Genomic DNA, 22,022 nt, shown 5'->3' with positions numbered 1-22,022 from the left:
CTCAACTCACCTCGATCAGGGGGATCTTCGCCTCTTCGAGCAGAGAGCGGCTCTTCGCGATCGACTCCATCCAGTGTTCATCGCCCATTTCGGTGAGGCGCCGCGTGACGACCGCCGCGATGCCGCATTGGATGATCGCGAGCGTGCAGTGAACGCACGGACTGAAGGTCGAGTAGAGCGTGCATCCGGTAGGGGAGATTCCATTGCGTGCGCACTGCACAATGGCGTTCACTTCCGCGTGCACGATGAGGTCGTACTTGACGGGCCGGGCCAGTCGATCGGGGCGATCCTCGACGCCGCGCGGCAGCCCGTTGTAGCCCGTCGCGATGATCTGGCGCGAGGGAGTCACGATGATCGCGCCGACGCCACGCGATGGATCCTTGCTCCACTTCGCGATCGAATCGGCGAGCTCGAGGAAGCGCCGATGCCAGCGCAGGCGCCGGGCGCCGTCGGTCTCGATGGGAAAGCGCTCCGTGGCCCCTGAAGAGGTGCTGGCGGAGGTGGTCGACGAGGTGCGGGGCTCAGCCATGCCTTCGTTGTATCCTCCCGGAGTCCGCCGTGTGGCGGATGCCTGCGCGCTCGGAGGAAAGCGGTCCAAATCCGCTGCGAACGCGTCACCGTAGGTCGGTCGGGAGTGCTCCCGATTGACGAGCCGGGTCGACCGGCGTGCAGGCTCACCAGTTCGTCGCCCACGCGAGTTGGGTCGACGCACCGAGGCCCGCCAGAGCCTGGCGGAGTCAGGCGGTCGTCACTCCAATCGCCGGGCGAGAGTTCGGGCTCGGATGCACGATGGGCCGCGTGAGCGGTGCGTGCCTCCGTCAGCCCGCGGGTCGCTGGCGCCTCGCGATCGCGCCGGCAGAAGGGTTTCGCTCATGATTCGTTCATTCGCTTGCGCAATCGTGGCCGCCGCTGCGGCCGGTTTGGGATCGACCACGGCGGTCCACGCCGAGATCGTGACCACGCTCACCGCAGGGGAGGGGGCCAACCTCTCCACCATCCAGATCGACTTCTCCAACGGCAACGGCTATGTCATCGAGTATCGATGGGATGGCGCGGCGACGGGCTTCTCGGCTCTCGTGAGCCTCCAGACGCTGCTGCCTGAGTTCACGCTGGTGTATGAGGACACGGCCTTTGGTCCGCTCGTCAATGGACTGGGCGTGTTGGGTGACTACGAGTTCGGGACCGGCGATCTCTGGCCCGAGGTGGAGAACTACTGGCACTACTGGCTGAAGGACAGTGGAGATTGGAGCTGGGCGCCGATCGGTGCCGGCGCTCGTCAGCTCTTCAACGGCAGCTTCGATGGCTGGGTCTTCGGCTCGCCGGCTGCGCCTCAGCCGATTCCGTCGCCCGCAGGCGTGGTGGTCGGTGTCCTCGTGATGTGTGGATTGCGTCGGAGGCGAAACACTCAAGCGTTCGACGGCGTCACGACCTGAAAGGTTGCGGTCCGGCCGACCTTGGCGAAATCGTGCCCAAAGTTCCGGGGAGGCTGTCTCTTGGAATAAGCCCGTCTCGATAGAGGGGGGACAAGGGGTTCGGCTGGACCTGACCATCCGCGCCTCTTCAACGCGTCTCCTCTTCGCCCGCGGCCAGGACCTGCGGGCACCCATCGGCTTCCCCTTCAGGACGAGTGTCAGGACTGCGACTTCTTCCCCCGTGCCGCCGCCGAGTCTTTCCCCTGAGGCTTCGACAGCGGCTGAACCGCCGGACGCTCTGATTGAGGGGAAGCCGATGGATTCCTGATTCGCGACACAACCGGGGGCTCGGCGGGCGGGCACAGTGGGGCACTGTGACTCGCCCCTCCCGCGCGCCCATGTCGCAGCCAGCGATGCGACACCCGGGTGAGCGACCACAGTGGAACCTGCCGACCTGCGATGCGCGGGCGTGCGAAAGGTCTCGTCAAGCGACGCGCCGCCCGGGTGCGCCGCCACGGCCGATCCTCACGACAGGCGATGCGCGTGCTGCGCGCGAGAGATGTCGTCAGGCGTTGCGACGCCCGACAACCTCGTGGCCTGAGCGCGGCGAGATCAGCATCGCTCCACGGTGGCGATGAGCGTCGACCGTGTCATGCACGGCAGCGGTGGTGCCTGCGTCACTCGTCCGAGTCGGTTCGCTCGGCGCGAGCACTCTTCGCGGGGTTCGGCGGGAGACGGTCGAGAACCCGATCGATGAGTCCGTACTCAAGCATCTCCTGCGAGGTGAGCCACTTGTTGCGCTCGCAATCCTCGGCGATCTTCTCACGACTCTGACCGGTCGCCTTCGAGTAGAGCTCGTAGATCGTCGCGCGCATCCGAAGAATGTGCTTGGCCTCGATCTCAAGATCGGTCGCCTGCCCTTCGAGCACGCCGGCGATCAGCGGCTGATGCATGAGATTCTCGGCGTTCGGCAGCGCGTAGCGCTTGCCCTTTGCGCCGCAGGCGGCAATGACCGAACCCATGCTCGCGGCCTGGCCGATGATGTAGGTCGCGACCTCGCAGGGCACGAAGTTCATCGTGTCGACAATGCCCAAGCCCGCCGTCACGCTGCCGCCGGGGCTGTTCACATAGAGGCTGATCTCAGCCTTCGGATCGTCGTTCGCCAGGAAGAGGAGTTGGGCGATGACCAGATTCGCCATCTGGTCGCTCACCGGCCCACCCACGAAGATGATGCGATCCGTGAGGAGTCGCGAGTAGATGTCGTAGGCGCGCTCGCCGCGGCCGGTCTTCTCGATGACGATTGGGATGAGGCTCATGGCTGTGGAGTGGTGCACCGGGGTCGGGTGAAACGCGGATCAATCACTTCTTGAGGACCTTGTCCGGGAACGAGGCGATCTCATCGACCAGCCCGTAGGACTTCGCCTCCTCGGCGGAGAAGAACTTGTCGCGCTCTCCGTCCTTGGCGATCCGATCCACGCTCTGGCCGGTGTGTCGGGCCAGAATCTCGTTGAGCTGCCGCTTGTCCTTGATGATCTGCTCGGCCTGGATCTGGATATCCGTCGTCTGACCGCCGACACCGCCCCACGGCTGGTGGATCATCACCTTCGCGTGAGGAAGGATGTGTCGCTTGCCCGCGTGCCCCGCCGCCAGCAGCAGCGCCCCACCGGAGTAGGCGCGACCAATGCAGTAGGTCGCGACCTCGCTCGAGATGAACTGCATCGTGTCGTAGATGGCCAGCGTGTCATCGACATTGCCGCCGGGCGTGTTGATGTAGAAGTTGATGTCCTGGCCTCGCTTCTGATTCTCGAGGTAGAGCATCTGCATCATGACCCGCGCGGCGGAGGAGTAGTTGATCTCGCCGATCAGGAAGACGACGCGGTTCTCGAGCAGGAGCTCGTCGATGCTCATTTCCCGGGTGCGCTGGTAGGTGATGGCGTTGCGCAGCGGGGGGAGAGCGAGCATGTCGTCAATGGTGGGCATGGGGCGGCGAATCATAATCACTCCTCGAACGAGATGCCGAGTTCTCCGTGAGCCAGCGGCTTCGGTGCGCGCGTGCGCTCGGAGTCGAGATCGTCCGAATGGGCGGGAAGGTTGAGGATCATGCGCGTGCCTCCGCCCGGACGATCCTCATGAACGACAGAGCCGCCATGCTGCTGCGCCAACTTGAGCGTGACCGCGAGACCGAGCCCCGTGCCGCGCTGTCCCTTGGTGCTGACGAAGGGCTGAAAGAGATCGCCACGACGGCTCGCCGGAATGCCGGGACCGTTGTCCTCGACGGTGACTTCGCAATGTCCGGGTCCTGCGGGTCCTGCGGGATGAAAGCGTGTGCGGATGAGGACTTCGCCACTTCGATCAGGCGCTGCTTCGATGGCGTTCGTGGCGAGGTTGACGAGGGCCTGGTGAAGCGCGGCGGAGTCCACGGGAATCGCCGGCATCGCAGGGTCGAGATTGACTTCGAGTCGAAGTCGCTTGCGCCGCGCCGCGGCGCCGAGAAGTTCGGCGACTTCGCGCACGGTGGTGTTCGGCTGGTCCAGATCGATGTCGAGCGGTCGATCCTTCGCATAGGCAAGCATGTTCATCGTGAGCGCAAGCACGCGATCGAGGTTGCGCGCGAGCACCGGCCAACCTTCACGGGCGCGCTCGATGTCGCCGCGCTGGATGGCCAGTTCAACGGCGTCCGCACCGCCGCGCAGCCCCTGCATGATGTTCTTGATGCTGTGACTCAGCGTCGCGATGGTCTCGCCGATCGCAGCCAGTCGCAGGGCGCTGGCGCCGGGTGGCGAAGGGTGCTCTGGACCTGGAGCCGATGACGCGGCGACCGTGGCTGCGTCCGTCGCGATGCGACCTGTGTCGAGGCGCGATCCGGCGGGAGACTCCATCACCCGCATGAGCGTGTCGCCGCAGCGGATTCGATCGCCGGGGCGAAGCCGCACGACATCAAGCACGGGAGAGCCGTTGACGAAGGTGCCGTTGGATGAATGAAGATCCCGCAGCCACCACTCGCCCGCGCTGGGCGTGAGTTCGGCATGTCGTCGCGAGATCGAGGGGTCAGTGAATGGCAGCGCCTCGGTTGAGCGGCCGATGAGCTGCGGCTCAGGTGCCGGGAGCTCGAAGCGGCGTCCAGCATCCGGACCCTCGATGACTTCAAGGTGGTGCAATGAGTGCCTCTGGGGCTCCGGCCCGCCCACGACGAATGGTAGAGGGGCCCCTCCGGAAAGCAATGCCCTATAATACAAGCCCTAGAACGTTCTAAACGGCGCATCGGAAAATCCGGCTGACACTTCGCTGCGTGGCGCGTCAATGGGGTGGGATTGGGCACGGCGGCGGGTACCGAACCCGTTGAGGCCCTTCCGCGGGGCGGCCACGATGCCGCGGATCGAAGAACCGTTGGTGTGGAGACCGTCGGTTTCAGAGGTCCAAAAAACGGGTTACGGTGCCGGGTGACCGCGATGAACGCGGCACCCGGCAGCGAACTCCATTTTGATTGCTGACTCCGGGTCGCCTCGGTCTCATCAGGCCGTCACAATGCATGGGCAGGGTTGTCATTCCGTCGATGGATGGAAGGCCCCCGTGTTGTCCGTGGGCGTTCTGCGCATGGACTGGTCATGGACGCCGCTTCAAGACCCATCCCCCCCGACCTCCACAAGGCCGGCCACCCGTCGATGGAGGCCGAGTGGGATGCTCCCTTCGCGGTGCCGGGGAACCTCGGCGATGAAGCGCTCGCCGACGCCATTGATCGAGATGTCGCCGATCGTCTGATTCGTGGATTGCCGGTCTCGCTCGATCGCTACCTGCCCGTGATCGGCGAGGCGTCGCGACGGCCACTGGCGATCGACGCGGCGATCGATGGTGCGCTTCGTGCCGAAGCGGCGGCAGGAACACCCATGCCACGGGCGGTGGAGCGCTTGTCGGCCAACCACCCGGAGCTGCGCAGCACGATCGAGTCGACGGCGACGATCAGCATGCTCTTTGGTCCGAGCGGCGCCGCCCACGAGCCGCTCGCTCCTGTCGCTGAGCGCTCGCTGCCGTCGCGCTATGGACGCCCCATGCCCGATGGTCGCGGTCGCTACGAACTGGTGGAGTCACTGGGCTCACGAAAGCCGGCCCGGGTCTTCCGCGCCGTCGATCACCTCCTGAGTCAGCCGGGCGCACCAATGCAGGTGGTCGTCAAGATCCTCGGTCGTGCGAGTGATCAGGCGCAGCTTGATGAAGCTATCGAGGAAGCGCGCCTGCTTCGAGCCATTCGCCATGAGGCGGTCGTCGCGCTCGTCGACAGTGGCGTGAGCGACGATGCCGAGGTCTACCTGGTCACGGAGTTCGTGCATGGCGCATCGCTGCGCGAGCATGTCGAGTCGACGGGCAAGCCCGAGGTGCTTGAAGCGATCCGACTGGTGGCCTCACTTGCACATGCCGTGGGCATTGCACATCGGGCCGGAGTGGTGCATTGCGACCTGAGTCCGTCGAACCTGATGGTGGGAAGTGACGGCGTGGTGCGCATCGTCGACCTCGGTTCGGCGTCCCATGCGGGCGCCGCGGCCCCGTTCGAGCGCGTGCTCCGCGGCACACCTGGCTTCATGGCTCCGGAGCAGGCGGATCCACGGCGAGAAGTCGACCCGGCGCTCGATGTCTATGCGCTCGGAGCAATCCTCTTCTGGCTGCTGACGGGTGTGAGCGCGAACGGTCGCGAAAGCAGCGAGATCGATGCCCTCCTGCGAGGTCGGAGCGATCCTGCCGCCTGGCGCATGGCGGTTCTGGGTGCGGCGGCCGTTCCACGGAGCGTGGCGCGGCTGGTCATGCGGGCGATCGACCTCGACCCGACGCTGCGACCGCGCGATGCGGAAGCGTTCGCGGAGGAGCTCGACCAGTGGCTCACGGACGAACGGCGCCGACGCCTGCCTTGGCGCGGTCGCTTTGGTGCGTGGTGGAGGCAGCATCCACGGACGGCGATTGCCTTCACAGTCCTTGCGACGGCGCTGCTCACGCTCTCGCTGGTCAACACCATCATGGCACCTGCTCCGCCGCCGACGCGCGGGGCGCAGTACACGCTGATGGCGGCGCGCAGTGATCGCGCCATCGGATATGCGATGAGCCGGTTCGACCGCTCACTTCGGATCGATCGAGACGAAGCCCGAGCGATGCTCGCGCGGACGCCGCAGATCCTTGGAACGGGGCGCACCGTGGGGCCATCACTCGATGCGTGGATGGCGGGACCGGAGGGGGCGCGCTTCGCTTCGCTGTTGGCGGGAGTTCAGATCATTGCAGCGCGTCATGGCGAAGCGACGCAGATCGAACCGCTGGTTCTGCGCACCACGCTGGCGGCACTCCTGCTGAGCCAGGGGCGCGACCCCGCTCCTGTCATGCGCAGTGGAGGGGCCGATCTCGAAACACTCCTTTCGCCGGGCGATCCGCTTCGCGCGATCGCCGAGGCAGTGCGTCGCGGTGCGACGGCCCGGGCGGTGGCCGAAGGCATGCGCGGCGGGCGCGTGCGAGCGGGGCTTCCCTCTCCTGAAGTCGCACTGGTCGAGCTCGACGCCTCAATTCGCGAGCACGAGGCCGCTGAGCGGGATGTCATTGTGCATCTTCTTCGGACGCAGCGCGCTCTCCTGACGGCGGCGATGGCGGAGCGCTCATGGCGGCCAGCAGTTTCAGGCGAACCGACTGAAGCCGCTGCCGAGCCGCCCCGGGATTGATCGAGAGCATGGTGGCAATCTGCTCCCAGCTTGCGCCTGCCAGTCGAGCCTGGAGGAGCGCATGATCCTGACTGGAGAGTGACCCGAGTGCACCGAGCACTGCAGAGTGCTGGCCCATGTCACCGATCGCTTCGGCGGAGTCGTCGTCACCGGTATCAGGTTGGGGCATCGGCTTGTCGCGATGTCGAAGCCAGGTCACCCAATCGCGCCATCGCGTGGCGACGATGCGGCGGCCGACCACTTGCGCCATGCGAAGCGGCGCTTCGGAGGAGCGGAACTCGACATGGCCGGACGCCATCATCTGATCGAGGCGTCGGCAAATGGTGGAGAAGACCTCGTCGGTGTCGAAGAGAGCGCGCGCGGAACCGGGAATCATCCTGGAGAGTCGGCGGCGAATCACCGCCCGCTGGTCCATCAGCAGGCGGGCGACGGCATCCCGGTCGAGAGGTGGCGGCGCATCCGACGGTGGATCGGCGGGCGGGGTCGTCATGCGGCGGCGACAGCGTACGCTCTCCAACGGAGAACTCGATTGAAGCGGTCCCGCATTGCTCTCATGATCGGCGCGCTCTTTCTGGGCGCTGGAGTCGTGTTTGCCATGTGGCCATTGCTGCGAAGCGTGCTCACGCTCGGGTCTGCCGCCGAGGCCGATGCGCCGCAGGCGTCACGGCAATTGGCGATGGTGGGGAGCGTGTCGAACGATCTGTTCGAGCTTCGGTTCATTCGAGCCAATGGCGCGATCGCCGATGTGCGCGTGGTGCGGGAGCGAGCAGGCGAGCCGTGGCGGCCTGAAGCCACCGTCGACGCGCCTGGCATTGTGATGGGCGATGGCTACCCCGTCTTTGCGACGCTGCGGTTCATGGCGGTGCATGGCATCGATCCGAACACCGCGTTGCGACCGCTGACCGAGGAGATTCTCGACGAGATCGCCGACGAGGTCACGGTGATCCGGGGATGGGGCGGCGAAGTCGCGGTCTGTCTCTGGCAGCGAGACAAGGTGGTGCGCGCCTATCTCGCGGGCGAGATCTTCGAGCTGCTGCTGCGTGACGCGGCGCTGACGAGCCGTGAAGGGCGCGGCGGGTCCGACCGAGACCTGGCGTGCACGGTCATTCAGCGCATCGCGTCTGACTTCGACCGCGACGAGGTGCGCACCGCGGCGCTGGCGGCGGCATTGGCGAGTTGCGCCGGGCTGCGCGACTTGGCGATCGACTCCTTGTCCATGGCATGTGATGCGGGAGCGCTGCGAGCGTGCGACCTCCTGATGGCCCGCGCTGGCTCGGGCGGCGAACTCTGGCCGGAGGTTGACGACCTCTGGCGCTGGATCTTCGACATTGTGGACGGGGCGTCTCCGACGGCGCAGTGAATCCGGCGTCGAGGATTCCGCTTCGCACAGGTCATGGTGCGCCCGGCCGACAGACCGCAGATCGGTCTATTGGTCCCCTGCGCCGTCGTCCTCTGGGGGCGAGTCCTGCGGATCGGGAAGCGCATCACGGAGGAACTCGGCAAGTCGAGCTCGCAGTGGCACCGTCTCGAGTGGTGCCGGGAGCCGATATCGCAAGCCGCGCACGAACAGATCGCGGGATCCCACCGTGTATGTGGCGCCAATGGCAACCTCCGTCACTTGCCATCCCGGTTCGATCGAGAGGCGTTGTGGCGCACTCGGCAAGTCCGACCCAAGGACCTCGAGTCGCGTCTTCCCGTGTCCAGCCTCATTGTCAACCGATCGTTCGACGGCTTGGGGCACCAAGCCGTGCTCGAAGTCTCGCCAAGCCACCACGGCGACATCGATCTGGGACACCGTGAACGGAACTCCGTCTCTCATCACGCGCACGGTGCGCGACCAGCCACTTACGCGAGTTCTCCCATCGACTTGGAACGAGATCGAATACTCCCACGGCGCGACGGATTCGGGTTCGGGACTGATCCGCTTGGCCAGATCGGCTTCAGCGGGTAACTCATAGGTCAGGCGGCACTGCTCGGCATTTCCGGTCGTGGCGGTGACTCGCGCAAGGGCAAGGTCTTTAAGCAGCGACCTTCGAACACTTGCAGGACTGCCCACTTCGGATTGGGTCAACAGCCACCACATCTCCTCGAAAGGCTCTGCGGGCGCGGAGTGAATGACGGCGGTCCGATCGCTTGGATCAAGTCGCCAGTGCTCATGGTCGGTGACCCACCATTGGATGCCGGTGGCCTCGTTGGTGAAGCAGACCCCATCGTTGTCGGCGAAGACCGTCCATGTTGAGACCTGGTCGCGCGGTCGAATGGGGGCGTCCTTCGGTCCATAGGACAACCACTCGAAGCGGACTCGCATGGTGCCGAGCCAGCGGTGGCCCAGCGCTTCGGTGGCGCGGTCAATCAGAGCGCATGGCCCCGATCCATCGTTGTTGGTCGTCTCGGGCGGATCGGTCTCAGGCGCTGGCTGCGAAGAATGTTGTCCGTCCGCACGCGTCGCGACTTCACTGTCCGCCGCGACACCTGCCGCGAGCATGAGCACGGGCACGAGGCTGACAGCCCAGAGATGCAGTCTGCGAATCATGACGCTTGGGAGGGATACAAGCCGGTCCTATTGGCAGAATCGACGGACGCACATGTTGCCGCTCGGAACGGCACCAACGCAGCGACCGTTGACATCAACCGTTCCCCCAACCATGTGCGCCCCACAGCTCGGGTCACCGTCGCTGTACACAGCATCGACACAAGTTGACTTCGGCTGGGGCTGGCACGAAATGTTGACCTTCGGCGCGAGGCAGTAGTCGCATGCGGTGTTGACGCCCCATGCGCTGAAGTCCAACTGACCCCTGCATCGCGCTCCCGTGCCCGGTGGGGGACAGACCATTCCGTTGTGATGGGTGAACGCTGGTGCCGTACCTGCCGGGACCGCCGTCGGCGAGAGGGGGGGCGGTTCTGCGATCGCGACCGCCATGACCAGCAGACCCCCGAGAATCGCGGTGCCGCGTCGCCAGTGCCATTGTTGCTGCATGGGTGCTCCCGTTGGTGTTGGAGCGCGAGCCGGAGAGAGAAGGCCTCCGTCAATCAGATGTCCAGTCGAAGAATTGTGTCCACGGGCAGTCGGCACGCTCCAGAAGCACCGATCCGCCGGGTGCGTGGTGGCCATGTGATTCAAGAACGCGAGTCCACGCGCGCTTCAATCCGCGCCCCGCCTTCGGCAGCTGATCCGTCGCGGGCTCCTGTTCGAGTTCACGGCGGCGTGTGGTCAGCTCCCGAATGAGGGCTTCGCACGCGGATGCAGCCTCGCGGAAACTCCACAGCGATGTGCACTGGCCCTCGACGGAGTGCGCAGCGCTCCGGGCGATGACCCGAGAAGGCGGAACATACTTTCCGAGTTGTGCGTAGGCCAACTCGAGTCTGAAGTCGACCCCCAGCATTATGAAGTTCGTATCCGCCATCAAGCCGTCGACGGTCATCCCAAGCGTGATGAGCATCGCACTTCGCATCTGGGCGGTCCGCCCGCGTCGATTGTCCTTATCGAGTGCCAACTGATCCGTGCTCAGCGCTGACCGCAGCTCGGCGCGAGCCTTTGCTGCCGATGCCATATCCTGACGATGGTGATGTCGACAGAGCTCGACGATGTGAGCGACGGCGGTTGCTCCCTGCTCGTTTCGCATGGCGGCGCGCCACTCGGGAGTGGCGAGGAGTCCGGAGAGGATTTCGAGCGGGTCCACATACTCGCCGAGTGCATTGCCAAGATGGACACCTCCGGCACTTCGTGCCGTGGCGTAGTGATGCAGCAGATGCGGGAGTTGAACCGTCGTGGTCGCAGACTCCGTCAGCACACTTCGGATGGACTCAAGAAGGCCTGTGGTGGCTTGCTCAATCTCTGTGCTGATGTTCGAAATCTGCCGGTTCGAAACACTCTGGTCGACGCGCTCGCTGAACTCGGAGAGCGTCAAGAAATAGTGCGAGACGAGCAACCTGAGCGATTCGAGCGCAGGCTCGTCGACACCTCGCGTGGCCGCCGAGTGAACGACCCATTGGGCAAGCTCGGGGTCAACGACGAGACAGAGTCCGCCTTGCGCCAGTTGACGCACTGACGCCGGAAGCGTGACCGCCACAACCGCAGCGGACTGCGCCGAATCACCTTGGGGCATTGCCAGGTTGTCGTCGGGCGACCACCCAACAAGAACTATTGTCGCGAAGATGCTAAGGATCCACATGGGGAGGCTCCACATGTGCAGCGACTGACGCAGTTCCTATTCGGCGGGCCGAGATGAACAGGTGAACGGGGTCACCGGGTCGAAGCTGATCGATGCAATCCCGATCAGTGCATTCCAGGTGTACGACAAGATGAGTCAGCCGTTGGCCGGGTGCTCGGCGCGGACGCTCGCCGGGGCTGTCGACCTGGCGAGACAAAGGCTCAGCGGCGATGACGACCTTATGGAATGAAGGCTTGCGCGCTTGAGAGACCACTTCGCCCATCGCAGCGGTCCCGGGTGCCTCGGCGGCGGAGACATCGTCGGCACTGACCGTGTCGGAGCGACCATCGCAGCAACCGGGAGTCGCCGCTGCAATGATCAAGATCACGATCGACGGCGCCAGCCCGCGGCCGCCCGAAGGCGCAATCGCCCGCAGGACCCGCACCGCTCGGATTGGATTGATGCACAGGCGGCCGAGACATCGCTCAATACGATGAGACACAAGTGCGAGGCGTGCGCGGCGCGGGTTGAGGGCGCGAAGGACGGAGTCCGGAGACCAGGTGAACTTCTCTCGTACGCGTGTCGGCATGATCCTCAGATCGACCTCGCACAGATTGACCCCAGGACTCAATCGCGGCGGCGCATCCTCTCGGCGCAGCCCGGTGTCCCCGGAGGGTTCACGGGGATCTAACGCCTTCGTCACGCGCCTTCAAGACATGGAGCCAAAGGTCTGCGCTAGTGGATTGGTGTTAGAGGCGCACGACCTGCGAGGGGACGGCATCGTGAAAGGTCTCGCACCTTCTCGAGCAGCGCAGATCGCGCGTGCCATGACGGCGGGGCCCTGCTGGGTCGATCGAAGTAGGGAAATGCGTCCGTTCAGGACAACAGCGTCATGACCGGCACGGAACTTGCAGGCGGCACGCTCCACATCGCCCGCCAGCGAACGGCTTGCACACGCCGGTGTTGGAAGGGAGTAGTTGAACCTTGGCGGCGCACGCCGTCGCCCGCCAATCGGAGGCCATGCACCATGCGTTCAATTCCTTCCCTCGTCCGAAGTCTCGCTCCGCTCACTGCCGCCATCATCTCGATGGGGGCTGGTGGCACCGCGCACGCCGATCTCTACATCAACAGCGCTGTTCCATCAATCGACGGCTTCAACGGTACCGCGGCGAGCGTCAAGTACCGCATGTCCAACTCCAACTGGGATATGTCGCTCGACAACGGCAAGGGAACGGGCAGTACCGCCAACTTCATCGGGGCCAATCTGGGCAACAACAACCAGATGTCCTCGCGAACCTACGAGTTCACGCTGACTCATCTCGCAGGCCAGGGCCTCATCTGGCAGTTGACAGACCTTGGCAGCGGATCGACCACGACTCAGGCGTGGGGCGCATTCGAGTCGAACCCCGGTGGGACGGTGCAGAGCGCGCTCAACGGGATCACGCCCGGCGCGAGCTTCAACACGCTGCTCATCGAGGCGCGCGCAACGCGGAGCGGGTCGAGCCTTGAGTTCAGCAACCTCGCGTTCAACAGCGAACTTGCCGTGGCCGATGGCGCGTTCACTTCGGGTGTCGTGACGCCGTCGACCGGCGGCCCCGGCAACTCCAACGGCTTCTGGAATCAGACGCTCGTGTCGACGACCGATCTCGCTTCTGCCAACTGGTCGTTCACAGGCCAGATTCAGGGCATTCGAAGTGGTTCCGGCGGTGACGAGGAGGTCAGGTTCACGATCGCGATGCGCGATGCCAATGTCACCATCCCCGCGCCCGGAGCCTTGGCGCTCGTGCTGGTTGGCGGACTCATCCGGCGCGCTGGAAGTCGTAGATCGGACCGAGGTTGAGCAGGCGCGTCAGCGCATCGAGCGCGTCGCGGCCATGGCTGAGCAAGCGCGGGTCACCGAGCTCCCGCGGAGTGAGTGTCTCCGGATAGCTGCGTTCGATCCATTCGAGAAGGCGGGCGTGCACCTCAGGAGTGAAGCGCACGCCCGCGTTCACGCGCGACAGTTCCTGCTCCGTGAGCGGCACGCGGAGACGCAGACACGCAGGTCCACCTCCGTTGCGCATGCTTTCGCGCACATCCTTGAAGATGGCCCTTGAGAGCGGCACACGGGAGTCGGCCACCAGACGGTCGATGACCGCGCGAGCGCGGGGATGAGCCTCGCACTCACTCGGTGCGACGAGCACGATGGAGCCGTCGGGGCAGGTGAGCAACTGGCTGTTGAAGAGGTAGGTGGAAACCGCCTCGGCCACCGAGAGTTCATCTCGAGAGACCCGCGCGACCACAAGGGCCGTTCCGAGGCGCTCGCGCAGCGCGCTCTCGACCTGATCCACCCCACCGAGGAAGGCATCCTCGTGAGCAAGAAGCAGGTGGCCATTCCCCACGGCGATCACATCGTTGTGAAACACGCCTTCGTCAATGACCTCGGGTGTCTGCTGCACCAGGAGCACGCGATCGGGGGCGATACCGTGGCGCCGAACCACGGCGAGGGATGCCTCGCGATCCTGCCGCGCGGGAAAGCGGCGCGGGCGCGGCGCCGCGGGGTCCAGACCGGCGCCGTACACGAAGAGGTGGACGCCGTTCACCTCGCCACCGGCGATGGCGCTTGGCGTCAGGCGCGTGTGATTGGCGGCACCTTCATCGCCGAAGGGCCCCGTTGATGGCAGAGGATCATGGACGGTGAAGAGACTTGGGTCGGTGAAGATGGCTCGTAGGGCTCGGGTTGTCGTGGGGGGTTCGATGCTCCGATGGAACATCGATCGGAGATTGGCGGGTGTGAAGTGGACCCGTCCATCGCCGCTGTCGCCGGAGGGGGTTACCGTCGCCGCATTGGCCGTCCACATGGCGCTGGCGCTCGAGGCGCACGCCAGGAGGGTCGGTGCGTCTCGTGCCGCGCGCTCCACCACATCGGCATCGCTTCCTGTGAAGCCGAGGGCGCGAAGCGTGGGGACATGGGGTCGCTCATGGGGGGGAAGCACGCCCTGGGGGATTCCGAGTGCCGCAACAGCGGCCATCTTCTCCAGGCCTTGAAGCGCCGCCTTGCGGGGGTGGCTCTCGACGCCCTGGTTCAGCGTGCTCGCGACATTGCCGAGACTCAGTCCCGCGTAGTTGTGGGTGGGGCCCACGATTCCGTCGAGGTTCAACTCCGGCACGCGCGGAGTGTAATGAGCGGGCAGCCACTGGCGGAGTGAGCGTAGAATCGCGGGCATGGCGAAGGCGCCTTCACGGAGGAGCGGCGCCGGTGCGTCGTCGGCGCGGAGCGCCGGTTCAGCGACGCCCGATGCTTCGATGCGCATCGTGGTTCTCCACGGCAAGGAGGCATTCCTTCGCCAGGAGCGAACCCGACAACTCATTGCGGCGCTCACGGAGAAGTTCGGCGCGTTCGATCGATTCGACTTCGATGGTGCGAGCACGCCGCTCGCGACCGTGCTCGACGAGCTTCAGACCTTCGGCCTGATCAGCCAGCACAAGCTGGTGGTGCTCGACGGGGCCGAGCTCTTCATGGGGTCGGAGGATCGCCGCCGCGCCATGGAGCGATATGCCGAGCACCCCATGGCCGAGGCCACGCTCCTGATGCGGACCACGGGAACATGGAGGCCGGGCAACTTCGACAAGCTGGTCGAGAAGATTGGCGCGGTCATCAAGTGCGAACCTCCCAAGGAAGAGGAGGTGATCATCTGGTGCATGCGCCGCGCGGAGAAGGCGCATCGGGCGAAGGTCGATGAGTCCGTAGCCCGGCTTCTGGTGGAGAAGACGGGCACTGATCTGGCCCGACTCGACGCCGAATTGGAGAAGCTCGCGACCGCGGCGGGGGGCGGCGATGGTGCAACGATCACCAGGGAACTGGTGGGGCAGTTCGTCGGCCTCTCCCGCGAGGAGCAAGCGTGGGAGATTCAATCGGTGCTGCTCGAGGGCCCGCCTCGGCGGGTCATTGAGAAGCTCGATGATCTCCTGGGCGTGAGTCGGGCACCGGAAGTCATGATCGCCTGGAGCGTGACCGACCTGCTTCGCAAGCTGCATGACGCGGCGAAGCTGCGAGAGCAGGGTGAGAGCGAGGCGGAGATTGCGCGCTCCTTGAGGCTCTGGGGACCGCAGTCCAACGCGGTGCTCCGAGCGGCGCGATCGATCGGCAGTCGTCGGGCGGCGGAGCTGCTCGACACGGCGTTGAACACGGAGGTTCGAATGCGAAGCGGATTCTCAGGCGATGATCGCCGGACCATCGAGGGATTGCTCGTCACCATCGGTGGGGCGCTGCGATGACTTCTTCAAGGACCGCGCTTCGGAGGGGGCACCCAAGTGCCGCCAGCTCGCGAAGTGTGCGTGCGCCCATGGCCGGGGCGTGCTGCTTGTTGGTGATCGTCGGACTGAGTGCGTGCACGAGCGGCGGAAGCACGCCCGCAGCGGATGATCGCGCCGCCCGCGCGGTGGGCGCGAGCGATACGGAGCGAGAGAATCCAATGGCCGGTGGCGACAGTGCGGTGCCAATCGGCGCCATGACGCCGGAGCAGATCGCTGAACAGGCGGAGCGCGATCTCGCCGAGTTCCAGCGCATGTCTGCGGCGCGGCGCGGCACGGGTGCGACTGGAGGTACCGGTGGACGAGAGGTCGGAGTGTCTATGCCGCCCGCCGGAGGCTCGAGTGGCTCGGAGGCAGGAGGGCTCGGATCCAATCAGAGCGACCGAGTCACACCAGCGGGTGCCATCGGTTCGGGGCCCGAGCTCGCTGATGCGCTTGGAACGGGAGCCGGCGGCGCTCGCAATGCGTCGGACAATCGATCGACAGGTGCAGTCGCCGTGGATCGTGATCTCGACGGACGGCAGTGGCCCGATTCCGGCGGAACGCCACCTCGGCGCGTGCCTGAAACTCCCGATGCGCTGGCTGCCACGGCGGCGGCGCTCTATCGAGACGCGACTCGTGAAGACACGCCGCTTCGGTCACTCATGGCCATCGCGGCGCTCTCGATTGCGGAACCGGATCGGCCTTTCAATGCGGAAGCGATTCCCGATCTCACCGAGGATGAGCGCCGGGTGCTCGCCCGCTTCCACGGCTTCTGCCGCGATCTGGGGCGACAGCTCGCCGGCAGTGACGACCCCGAGGCCGTTGCGCGCGCGGTCGAGCGTCTCTCGCATGAGATGCGCGGCGCGAGGCGACTTCGGATTCCGCGAGGTGAGCTCTGCACGCAGGTCGATGGCTTCGGCGTCTTCCGAGCGATCGAGCCGCGCGAATTCGTGGCGCACTCAGGCGCCCGCTTCGCGCTCTACTTCGAGGTCGATGGCTATCGCAGCGTCGAGCTGGGTGCCGAAGGGTGGAAGACGGAACTCTCGGTCGAGCTTTCGATTCTCTCCGAGCGAGATGGCGTCCCTGTATGGCGCCGCGACTGGCAGACGATGACCGATCTCGTCGCCACACAGCGCAAGGACTTCTTTGTGACCCACACGGTCACGATTCCGGATGCACTCTCCGTAGGCGCCTATGCGCTCAAGATCCGCGTTCGCGATGAACAGACGGGCGCTCTCGCAGAGCACAGCGTGCCCTTCCGAATGGTGGCCGCGGCGGCTCGCCCCGGAAGTTCGAGTGGTCCTGCAACGGGTGGCGCCCCGACGAGCCCTTCGGCGCCCAATCGATCGGGAGGATCACTGCCGAACTGATCGCGCAGCGCGGTGCCCTGCGCGCTGACCGGGTCGCTACCATGCGTCCCCCTACGAGCGCGGGACGAGAACACGCGTGGGAGAGTCGCCAGAAAGGCCATCCGACAAATCGCCCAACACCGGGGAGTCGCTGCGCGACGACGGCTCCGCGGCCCCCCGAGGAAGTCATGGGGTCGGGGGCGGATCGGCGCATCCACCGCTGCATGGACACGGTGGCGGCCAGCCGCTTCGGGGGCGAGCTCTCGCGCTCATGTCGATCGCGGCGCTTGGCGTCGTCTTTGGCGACATCGGGACGAGCCCGCTCTACGCCATCAAGGAGTGCATCGAGATTCACCTCCACGGTCAGGAGGTGAGGGCGGTCGAGGAGGAGTTCATCCGCGGCATCCTGTCGTTGGTGTTCTGGTCGATCGTCACAGTCGTCAACATCAAGTACCTGACGGTCGTCATGCGGGCGACGAATCGAGGCGAAGGCGGCCTCTTCGCGCTGCTTGCCCTGATTCCGCGCAGCCTGAGCAAGCGCGGCTCGAAGTCCGTTGTGTTCCTTGGCACGCTCGCGGCCTTCGGCGCAGGCCTGCTCTTCGGTGACGGGATCATCACGCCGAGTATCTCGGTGCTCTCGGCCGTCGAGGGACTGGTCAAGGTCAACCCCGATCTCGAACCGGCGGTTGTGCCCGTCACGCTCGGCATTTTGCTGGGTCTCTTCTCGGTCCAGCAGTTCGGGACCGGTCGCATCGGTCGTGTCTTCGGTCCGGTGATGATCGTCTGGTTCACGACGCTGATCGTGCTGGGGCTTGGGGGAATCTGGGAGAACCCCGGCATCTGGTCGAGCGTCAATCCCTGGTACGCGCTCTATCTCGTGCGCACGGCGCCCTGGGAGACTTTCGTGATCCTTGGAAGCGTCTTCCTGGTGGTCACGGGCGCCGAGGCGCTCTACGCCGATGTGGGACACTTCGGGCTGAAGTCAGTCCGCATGGCGTGGTACTGCCTCGCGGGACCGGCGCTCATCATCAACTACTTCGGGCAGGGAGCGCATCTGCTCGCAGCGTCGCAGGCGTCGCCCGAGGCGCTTGATGCGGCCATTCTGAACCCCTTCTATGACATGGCGCCGGTCGCGCTTCGGCTCCCGCTTGTGGTGCTGGCGACCACCGCCGCCATCATCGCGAGCCAGGCGATGATCAGCGGTGTCTTCAGCGTGGCCCGACAGGCGGTGCGCCTCGGGTACCTGCCGCGAATCCAGATCCTGCATATGTCGAGTGAGCAGGAGGGTCAGGTCTACATCCCCTCCATCAACAGCCTGATGGCGGTCGGTTGCGTGGTCACGGTGCTCCTCTTCCAGAGCAGCACCAGTCTGGCGGGCGCGTACGGCATCGCAGTTTCCGCCGACATGTGCATCACGACCATCATGTTCATGGTGGTTGCACGGCGCCTCTGGCGCTGGCGACGCCGCTACATCGCCATCATCGGATCGATCTTCCTTGCGGCTGATCTTCTCTTCCTTGGTGCGAATCTGCTCAAGATTCCCTACGGCGGGTGGTTCGCACTGGCGATCGGTCTCAGTGGCGCGATCGTGATGCTCACCTGGATGCAGGGGTCATCGCTGGTCGCGCGGAAGCTGCTCGACGACACGCGGAACATCCATGTCTTCCTCGCGACGCTTTGGTCACAAGTGGTGCCGCGAGTCCCGGGCACAGCCGTCTTCCTAGCGGGCAACAGGAACACACCCTACTCGCTCGTCGCGTTCGTGGAGCATTCGCATGTGTTGCACCAGCAGGTGATCCTGCTGAGCGTGGTCACGACGAACCTGCCCGTCGTGCCCGAACATCGCAAGGTGCATGTGGAGTGGCTACCCGACGGCTTCTGGCGCGTGACGGTGCAACTCGGGTTCATGGAGTCGCCCGATGTGCCGAAGCTGCTCGAGCGACTCCGTGCGCATGGCATCCAGTGGGACCCTGAGACGACCACCTACTTCGCGCGGCGACTGGTCGTCTTGCCCACGGGCGACACACGCATGGCGCGGTGGCGCAAACGCCTCTTTGCCAGCCTGTCGCGCGGCGCAACCGACTCTATTCGCTTCTTCAATCTGCCGCCGCAACGCGTGGTGGAGTTCGGCACGCAGGTCGAGATCTGATCGCGCCTTCTCACGGACGGTCGATCGGGGGGGGCGCCGGACCTCGAATGCTCAGCGCACGACGAGCACCGGGCATAGCGCGTGATGAACGACATCGCGGGCGATGCTCCCCAGAAGCATGCGCGAGGCGCCGCTGCGGGGCTCACTTCCGACGGCGACGAAGTCGACGCGACGATCCTCGGCGGTGTCGACGATCGCCTCCGCGGGAGCGCCGGGGCAGACGAGGCCTTCGACGCTCAGGCCGTGTCCGCCCAGCTTGTGCGTCAGGCGCGCGATGCCTTCACGCGCGGCGTCGTTGACCTCGGTGACCTCGATCAACGGCATGGCTGGCGCGTCGGGGCCGACGAAGGTCATCGGCAATTGCGTGGCGGCGAGCAGAAGCAGTCGACTCTCCTCACGCCGCTCGAGCGTTCGCAGAGTGAGTTCCGCAGCGCGCTGGGCCGGGTCGTTGAAGTCAATTCCGACAAGGGCGGTGCGGAACTGAATGGTGCGCTGACCGTCACGCGGATGGACGACGAGCAGCGGAGACTTGGCCGTGCGCAGAAGCTCATCGGCGACGGAGCCGAGCAGCAGGCGCTTCAGCACGCCGTGCCCGTGACTTCCAATGACGAGAATCTCCGCGCCCGCCTCTTCGGCGACCGTGCGCAGCACCTCGGCCGGTTGACCAGGGCGCGTCACGATCTCGACGCGAAGTCCCTCCTGCCGGATCGATGCCGCAATGCCTTCGAGACCGCGCTCCGCCTCGTCGGGTGTCAGATGATGATCGGCGGAGCCGCCCAGCGCGTGCACGAGGATCAAGCGAGCTCCATGAAGGGCGGCCAATCGATGCCCCCACGCCACCGCCACCGAGGCGGGCTCGGAGAAGTCGGTGGCGACGGCCACCGTCGTCAGCGGTGCGAGGTCCATGCGAGCATTGTGCCATGACCGCGACCGATACGCTAAGCGCATGGCTGAGAGACGGTCCGATCCCCTGATGATCGATCTGGCCACGGCGCGCCTGGAGCAGCGAGCGGCGAGCGTCGCCGTGATCGTGGCGCTGGCGCTCACCGCGACCAAGATCGTGGCGTGGAAGATCTCCGGCAGCGCCGCGGTCTTCTCCGATGCGGTCGAGGGCGTCGTGAATGTCGTCGCAAGTGGCGTGGCGTGGTGGGCCATCCGTCAGAGCCATCGCCCCGCAGATCGATCGCATCCTTATGGTCACGGCCGCTTCGAGCTGCTGTCAGCGGCGCTCGAGGGGGGCATGATTGCGATTGCCGCCGTGGTCATTTTGTGGCGGGCCATCGAGGCGTTCATTTCCGGGGAACTGAACACTGCGGCGATTGACCTGGCGATGATGCTCCTGATCGGCACGGTGGTGATCAATGGCGCGGTGGGCATGTGGCTGCTTCGCCTGGGGCGCCGCTTCGGAAGCCCGGCGCTCGATGCCGACGGCAAGCACCTGCTCGCCGACGCGGCGACGACGGGCGCGGCGATCGTGGCGCTCTTTCTGGTGCGTGTGACTGGCGCGGCGTGGATCGATCCGCTGGCGGCGATGGTGATGGCGTTCGTGATCGGGATCGCCGGAGTGCGCGTGGTGCGCCGCGCGCTGGGCGATCTCGTTGACGAGCAGGATCCGCATGACTTTGCACAGATCGAGCGCCTGCTTGATGGCCACACGGGTGCACAGGGAAATCCGCCCCGCATCTGTTCCTGGCACAAGCTTCGAGTTCGCCATGTTGGCAGGCAGCACTGGGTGGAGTTTCACATGAGGTTGCCGGACGCCACCGACGTCCGCTCGGCGCATGATGCAGCCTCGGCCATCGAACATGAGATCGAGCAGCACTTCGGCTTCGGCAATGCGACGGCCCATGTCGAACCCTGTGACGATGAAGCGTGCCGGTGCTGTCCCCCGCGAGGTGACGGGTGAGTCGCGGGTCCGAAGAGCGGGGGGCGGGTGGGCGCACCTCGGCGGGTCATGGCCAATCGGGCGGCAGAGCGCGTCCGGCAAGGCGGTGGGCGGCGCCGCTTCGCTTGACGGCGGTGATCGCGGTGCTGATCCTCCTCCTCAGAGTGGGTGGCTGCACCGATCGTCTCTTCTTTCACCCCTATCGCGAGCCGACCCCTGCGCCCGCGAAGTTCCCCGAGGCGCGGGTCGTCTGGTTCGAGTCATCCGATGGCACGCGCCTCTGCGGATGGTTCATTCCTGCAAGAGGAAGTGCCGGGCAGCACCTGGCGGGCGGTATTGCTGATGCAAGTGGGCGCAGCCCAACCATCCTGCATGTGCACGGCAATGCCGGAAACATGAATTGGCATCTCGACTTCACATCGTGGATCCCCGCCCAGGGGTTCAACCTCTTCCTCTTTGACTATCGCGGATTCGGTGAGAGTCACGGGTCGGTGACAGGTCGACGGGCGGTCATAAGCGACGCGGTGGCTGCGCTCGATGCCATGCTCGCGCTGCCGGAGGTTGATTCGGAGCGTATCGCGCTCTTCGGCCAGTCACTTGGCGGCGCCGTCGGGCTCTCGCTGCTTGGGCGGCGAAGTGACTTCAAGTGCGCGGTGCTCGAGAGTCCATTTGCATCGTGGCGCCTGGCGGCGGCCACGGCCCTTGGCGGCAGCAGGCCAAATGTGATCGTGCGGGCCCTCTGCTGGCTGTTCGTCAGTGACGGCGACGCACCGATCGATGCACTCAGCACGACGGACACGCCGATCCTGATCATTCATGGGGCGAATGACACGCTCGTGCCGGTGGTGCATGGCGAACGGCTCCGCGACTCGTCGCCTGATCAGGTGACGCTGCTTGCGTTCGAAGGCGGCGGTCACAACACCTTGCAGGAAACTCACCCCGAGGCTCGTCGCGCCGTGCTTGAGTTCCTTCGCAAGCACTTGGAGTGAGGGGTGCGAGCCTTGGGGCGCAACGAAAGAAGTGTGCGGGCCGAGGGTGAGCGGGTGTGGTGATGCGGCGGGATGCCCGACGACTTCGCGAGGTCACTCCGTCATGGCGCGTCGATGAGACG

At 65.5% G+C, this 22,022-nt stretch carries 17 protein-coding genes; 9 read left to right on the top strand and 8 right to left on the bottom strand.

The window, feature by feature from the left end:
• Window position 1: 1 nt before the first annotated feature.
• Window positions 2-529, bottom strand: coding sequence for a dCMP deaminase family protein (locus KF724_08855; protein MBX3355794.1), 528 nt, complete (start codon window positions 527-529; stop codon window positions 2-4).
• Window positions 530-872: 343 nt separating this feature from the next.
• Here KF724_08855 and KF724_08850 point away from each other — a divergent pair, with 343 nt between their 5' ends.
• The gene (locus KF724_08850; GenBank protein ID MBX3355793.1) at window positions 873-1,433 is read left to right on the top strand and encodes a hypothetical protein; all 561 of its coding nucleotides are present in this window, start codon (window positions 873-875) and stop codon (window positions 1,431-1,433) included.
• Between the two features lie 656 nt (window positions 1,434-2,089).
• Here the strand turns inward: KF724_08850 and KF724_08845 are convergent.
• From KF724_08845 to KF724_08835, 3 genes are read right to left on the bottom strand one after another with little or no spacing between them, the layout of a single operon-like run.
• Window positions 2,090-2,728, bottom strand: coding sequence for an ATP-dependent Clp protease proteolytic subunit (locus KF724_08845; protein ID MBX3355792.1), 639 nt, complete (start codon window positions 2,726-2,728; stop codon window positions 2,090-2,092).
• Window positions 2,729-2,771: 43 nt separating this feature from the next.
• Complete coding sequence (locus tag KF724_08840) at window positions 2,772-3,392, bottom strand: ATP-dependent Clp protease proteolytic subunit (protein ID MBX3355791.1); 621 nt, start codon at window positions 3,390-3,392, stop codon at window positions 2,772-2,774.
• A gap of 17 nt (window positions 3,393-3,409) precedes the next feature.
• On the bottom strand, window positions 3,410-4,570 hold the full coding sequence (locus KF724_08835) for an FHA domain-containing protein (GenBank protein MBX3355790.1): 1,161 nt from the start codon (window positions 4,568-4,570) through the stop codon (window positions 3,410-3,412).
• Between the two features lie 447 nt (window positions 4,571-5,017).
• On the opposite strand from KF724_08835, the gene KF724_08830 reads away from it, so the two are divergent.
• On the top strand, window positions 5,018-7,102 hold the full coding sequence (locus KF724_08830) for a serine/threonine protein kinase (protein MBX3355789.1): 2,085 nt from the start codon (window positions 5,018-5,020) through the stop codon (window positions 7,100-7,102).
• A 553-nt stretch (window positions 7,103-7,655) separates the two neighbouring features.
• Window positions 7,656-8,462: a hypothetical protein gene (locus KF724_08825; GenBank protein ID MBX3355788.1), complete on the top strand. Its 807-nt coding sequence runs from the start codon at window positions 7,656-7,658 to the stop codon at window positions 8,460-8,462.
• A 66-nt stretch (window positions 8,463-8,528) separates the two neighbouring features.
• On the opposite strand, the gene KF724_08820 is transcribed toward KF724_08825, so the two are convergent.
• Together KF724_08820 and KF724_08815 are read right to left on the bottom strand one after the other, a co-directional pair.
• Window positions 8,529-9,635: a hypothetical protein gene (locus tag KF724_08820; protein MBX3355787.1), complete on the bottom strand. Its 1,107-nt coding sequence runs from the start codon at window positions 9,633-9,635 to the stop codon at window positions 8,529-8,531.
• Window positions 9,636-10,128: 493 nt separating this feature from the next.
• A complete protein-coding gene (locus KF724_08815) occupies window positions 10,129-11,274 on the bottom strand; it encodes a hypothetical protein (protein ID MBX3355786.1) in 1,146 nt (381 codons plus the stop codon).
• A gap of 1,006 nt (window positions 11,275-12,280) precedes the next feature.
• Here KF724_08815 and KF724_08810 point away from each other — a divergent pair.
• On the top strand, window positions 12,281-13,093 hold the full coding sequence (locus KF724_08810) for a hypothetical protein (protein ID MBX3355785.1): 813 nt from the start codon (window positions 12,281-12,283) through the stop codon (window positions 13,091-13,093).
• On the opposite strand, the gene astB is transcribed toward KF724_08810, so the two are convergent.
• Complete coding sequence (gene astB, locus KF724_08805) at window positions 13,053-14,459, bottom strand: N-succinylarginine dihydrolase (GenBank protein ID MBX3355784.1); 1,407 nt, start codon at window positions 14,457-14,459, stop codon at window positions 13,053-13,055. The genes KF724_08810 and astB overlap by 41 nt on opposite strands.
• On the opposite strand from astB, the gene holA reads away from it, so the two are divergent.
• The 3 genes from holA to KF724_08790 all read left to right on the top strand — a co-directional run bounded on the left by holA (window position 14,458) and on the right by KF724_08790 (window position 19,026).
• A complete protein-coding gene (gene holA / locus KF724_08800; protein ID MBX3355783.1) occupies window positions 14,458-15,510 on the top strand; it encodes a DNA polymerase III subunit delta in 1,053 nt (350 codons plus the stop codon). The two genes, astB and holA, sit on opposite strands and share 2 nt — an antisense overlap.
• Window positions 15,511-15,707: 197 nt before the next feature.
• A complete protein-coding gene (locus KF724_08795; protein MBX3355782.1) occupies window positions 15,708-16,898 on the top strand; it encodes a hypothetical protein in 1,191 nt (396 codons plus the stop codon).
• 250 nt (window positions 16,899-17,148) lie between these two features.
• Window positions 17,149-19,026: a KUP/HAK/KT family potassium transporter gene (locus tag KF724_08790; protein ID MBX3355781.1), complete on the top strand. Its 1,878-nt coding sequence runs from the start codon at window positions 17,149-17,151 to the stop codon at window positions 19,024-19,026.
• 51 nt (window positions 19,027-19,077) lie between these two features.
• Here KF724_08790 and KF724_08785 read toward each other — a convergent pair whose 3' ends face one another.
• Window positions 19,078-19,932 carry a universal stress protein gene (locus KF724_08785; protein MBX3355780.1) on the bottom strand — a complete coding sequence of 285 codons (855 nt, stop codon included), beginning with the start codon at window positions 19,930-19,932 and terminating at the stop codon, window positions 19,078-19,080.
• 40 nt (window positions 19,933-19,972) lie between these two features.
• On the opposite strand from KF724_08785, the gene KF724_08780 reads away from it, so the two are divergent.
• A complete protein-coding gene (locus tag KF724_08780; protein MBX3355779.1) occupies window positions 19,973-20,932 on the top strand; it encodes a cation transporter in 960 nt (319 codons plus the stop codon).
• Window positions 20,933-21,036: 104 nt separating this feature from the next.
• Entirely contained in the window at window positions 21,037-21,900 is an 864-nt protein-coding gene (locus KF724_08775) for an alpha/beta fold hydrolase (protein MBX3355778.1), read from the top strand.
• Window positions 21,901-22,022 lie beyond the last annotated feature (122 nt).

Source organism: Phycisphaeraceae bacterium, from assembly GCA_019636735.1.
Taxonomy (GTDB): Bacteria; Planctomycetota; Phycisphaerae; order Phycisphaerales; family SM1A02; genus VGXK01.
The sequence above is the reverse complement of the archived record's forward strand: the minus strand, read 5'-3'. Positions and strand labels throughout refer to the sequence as shown.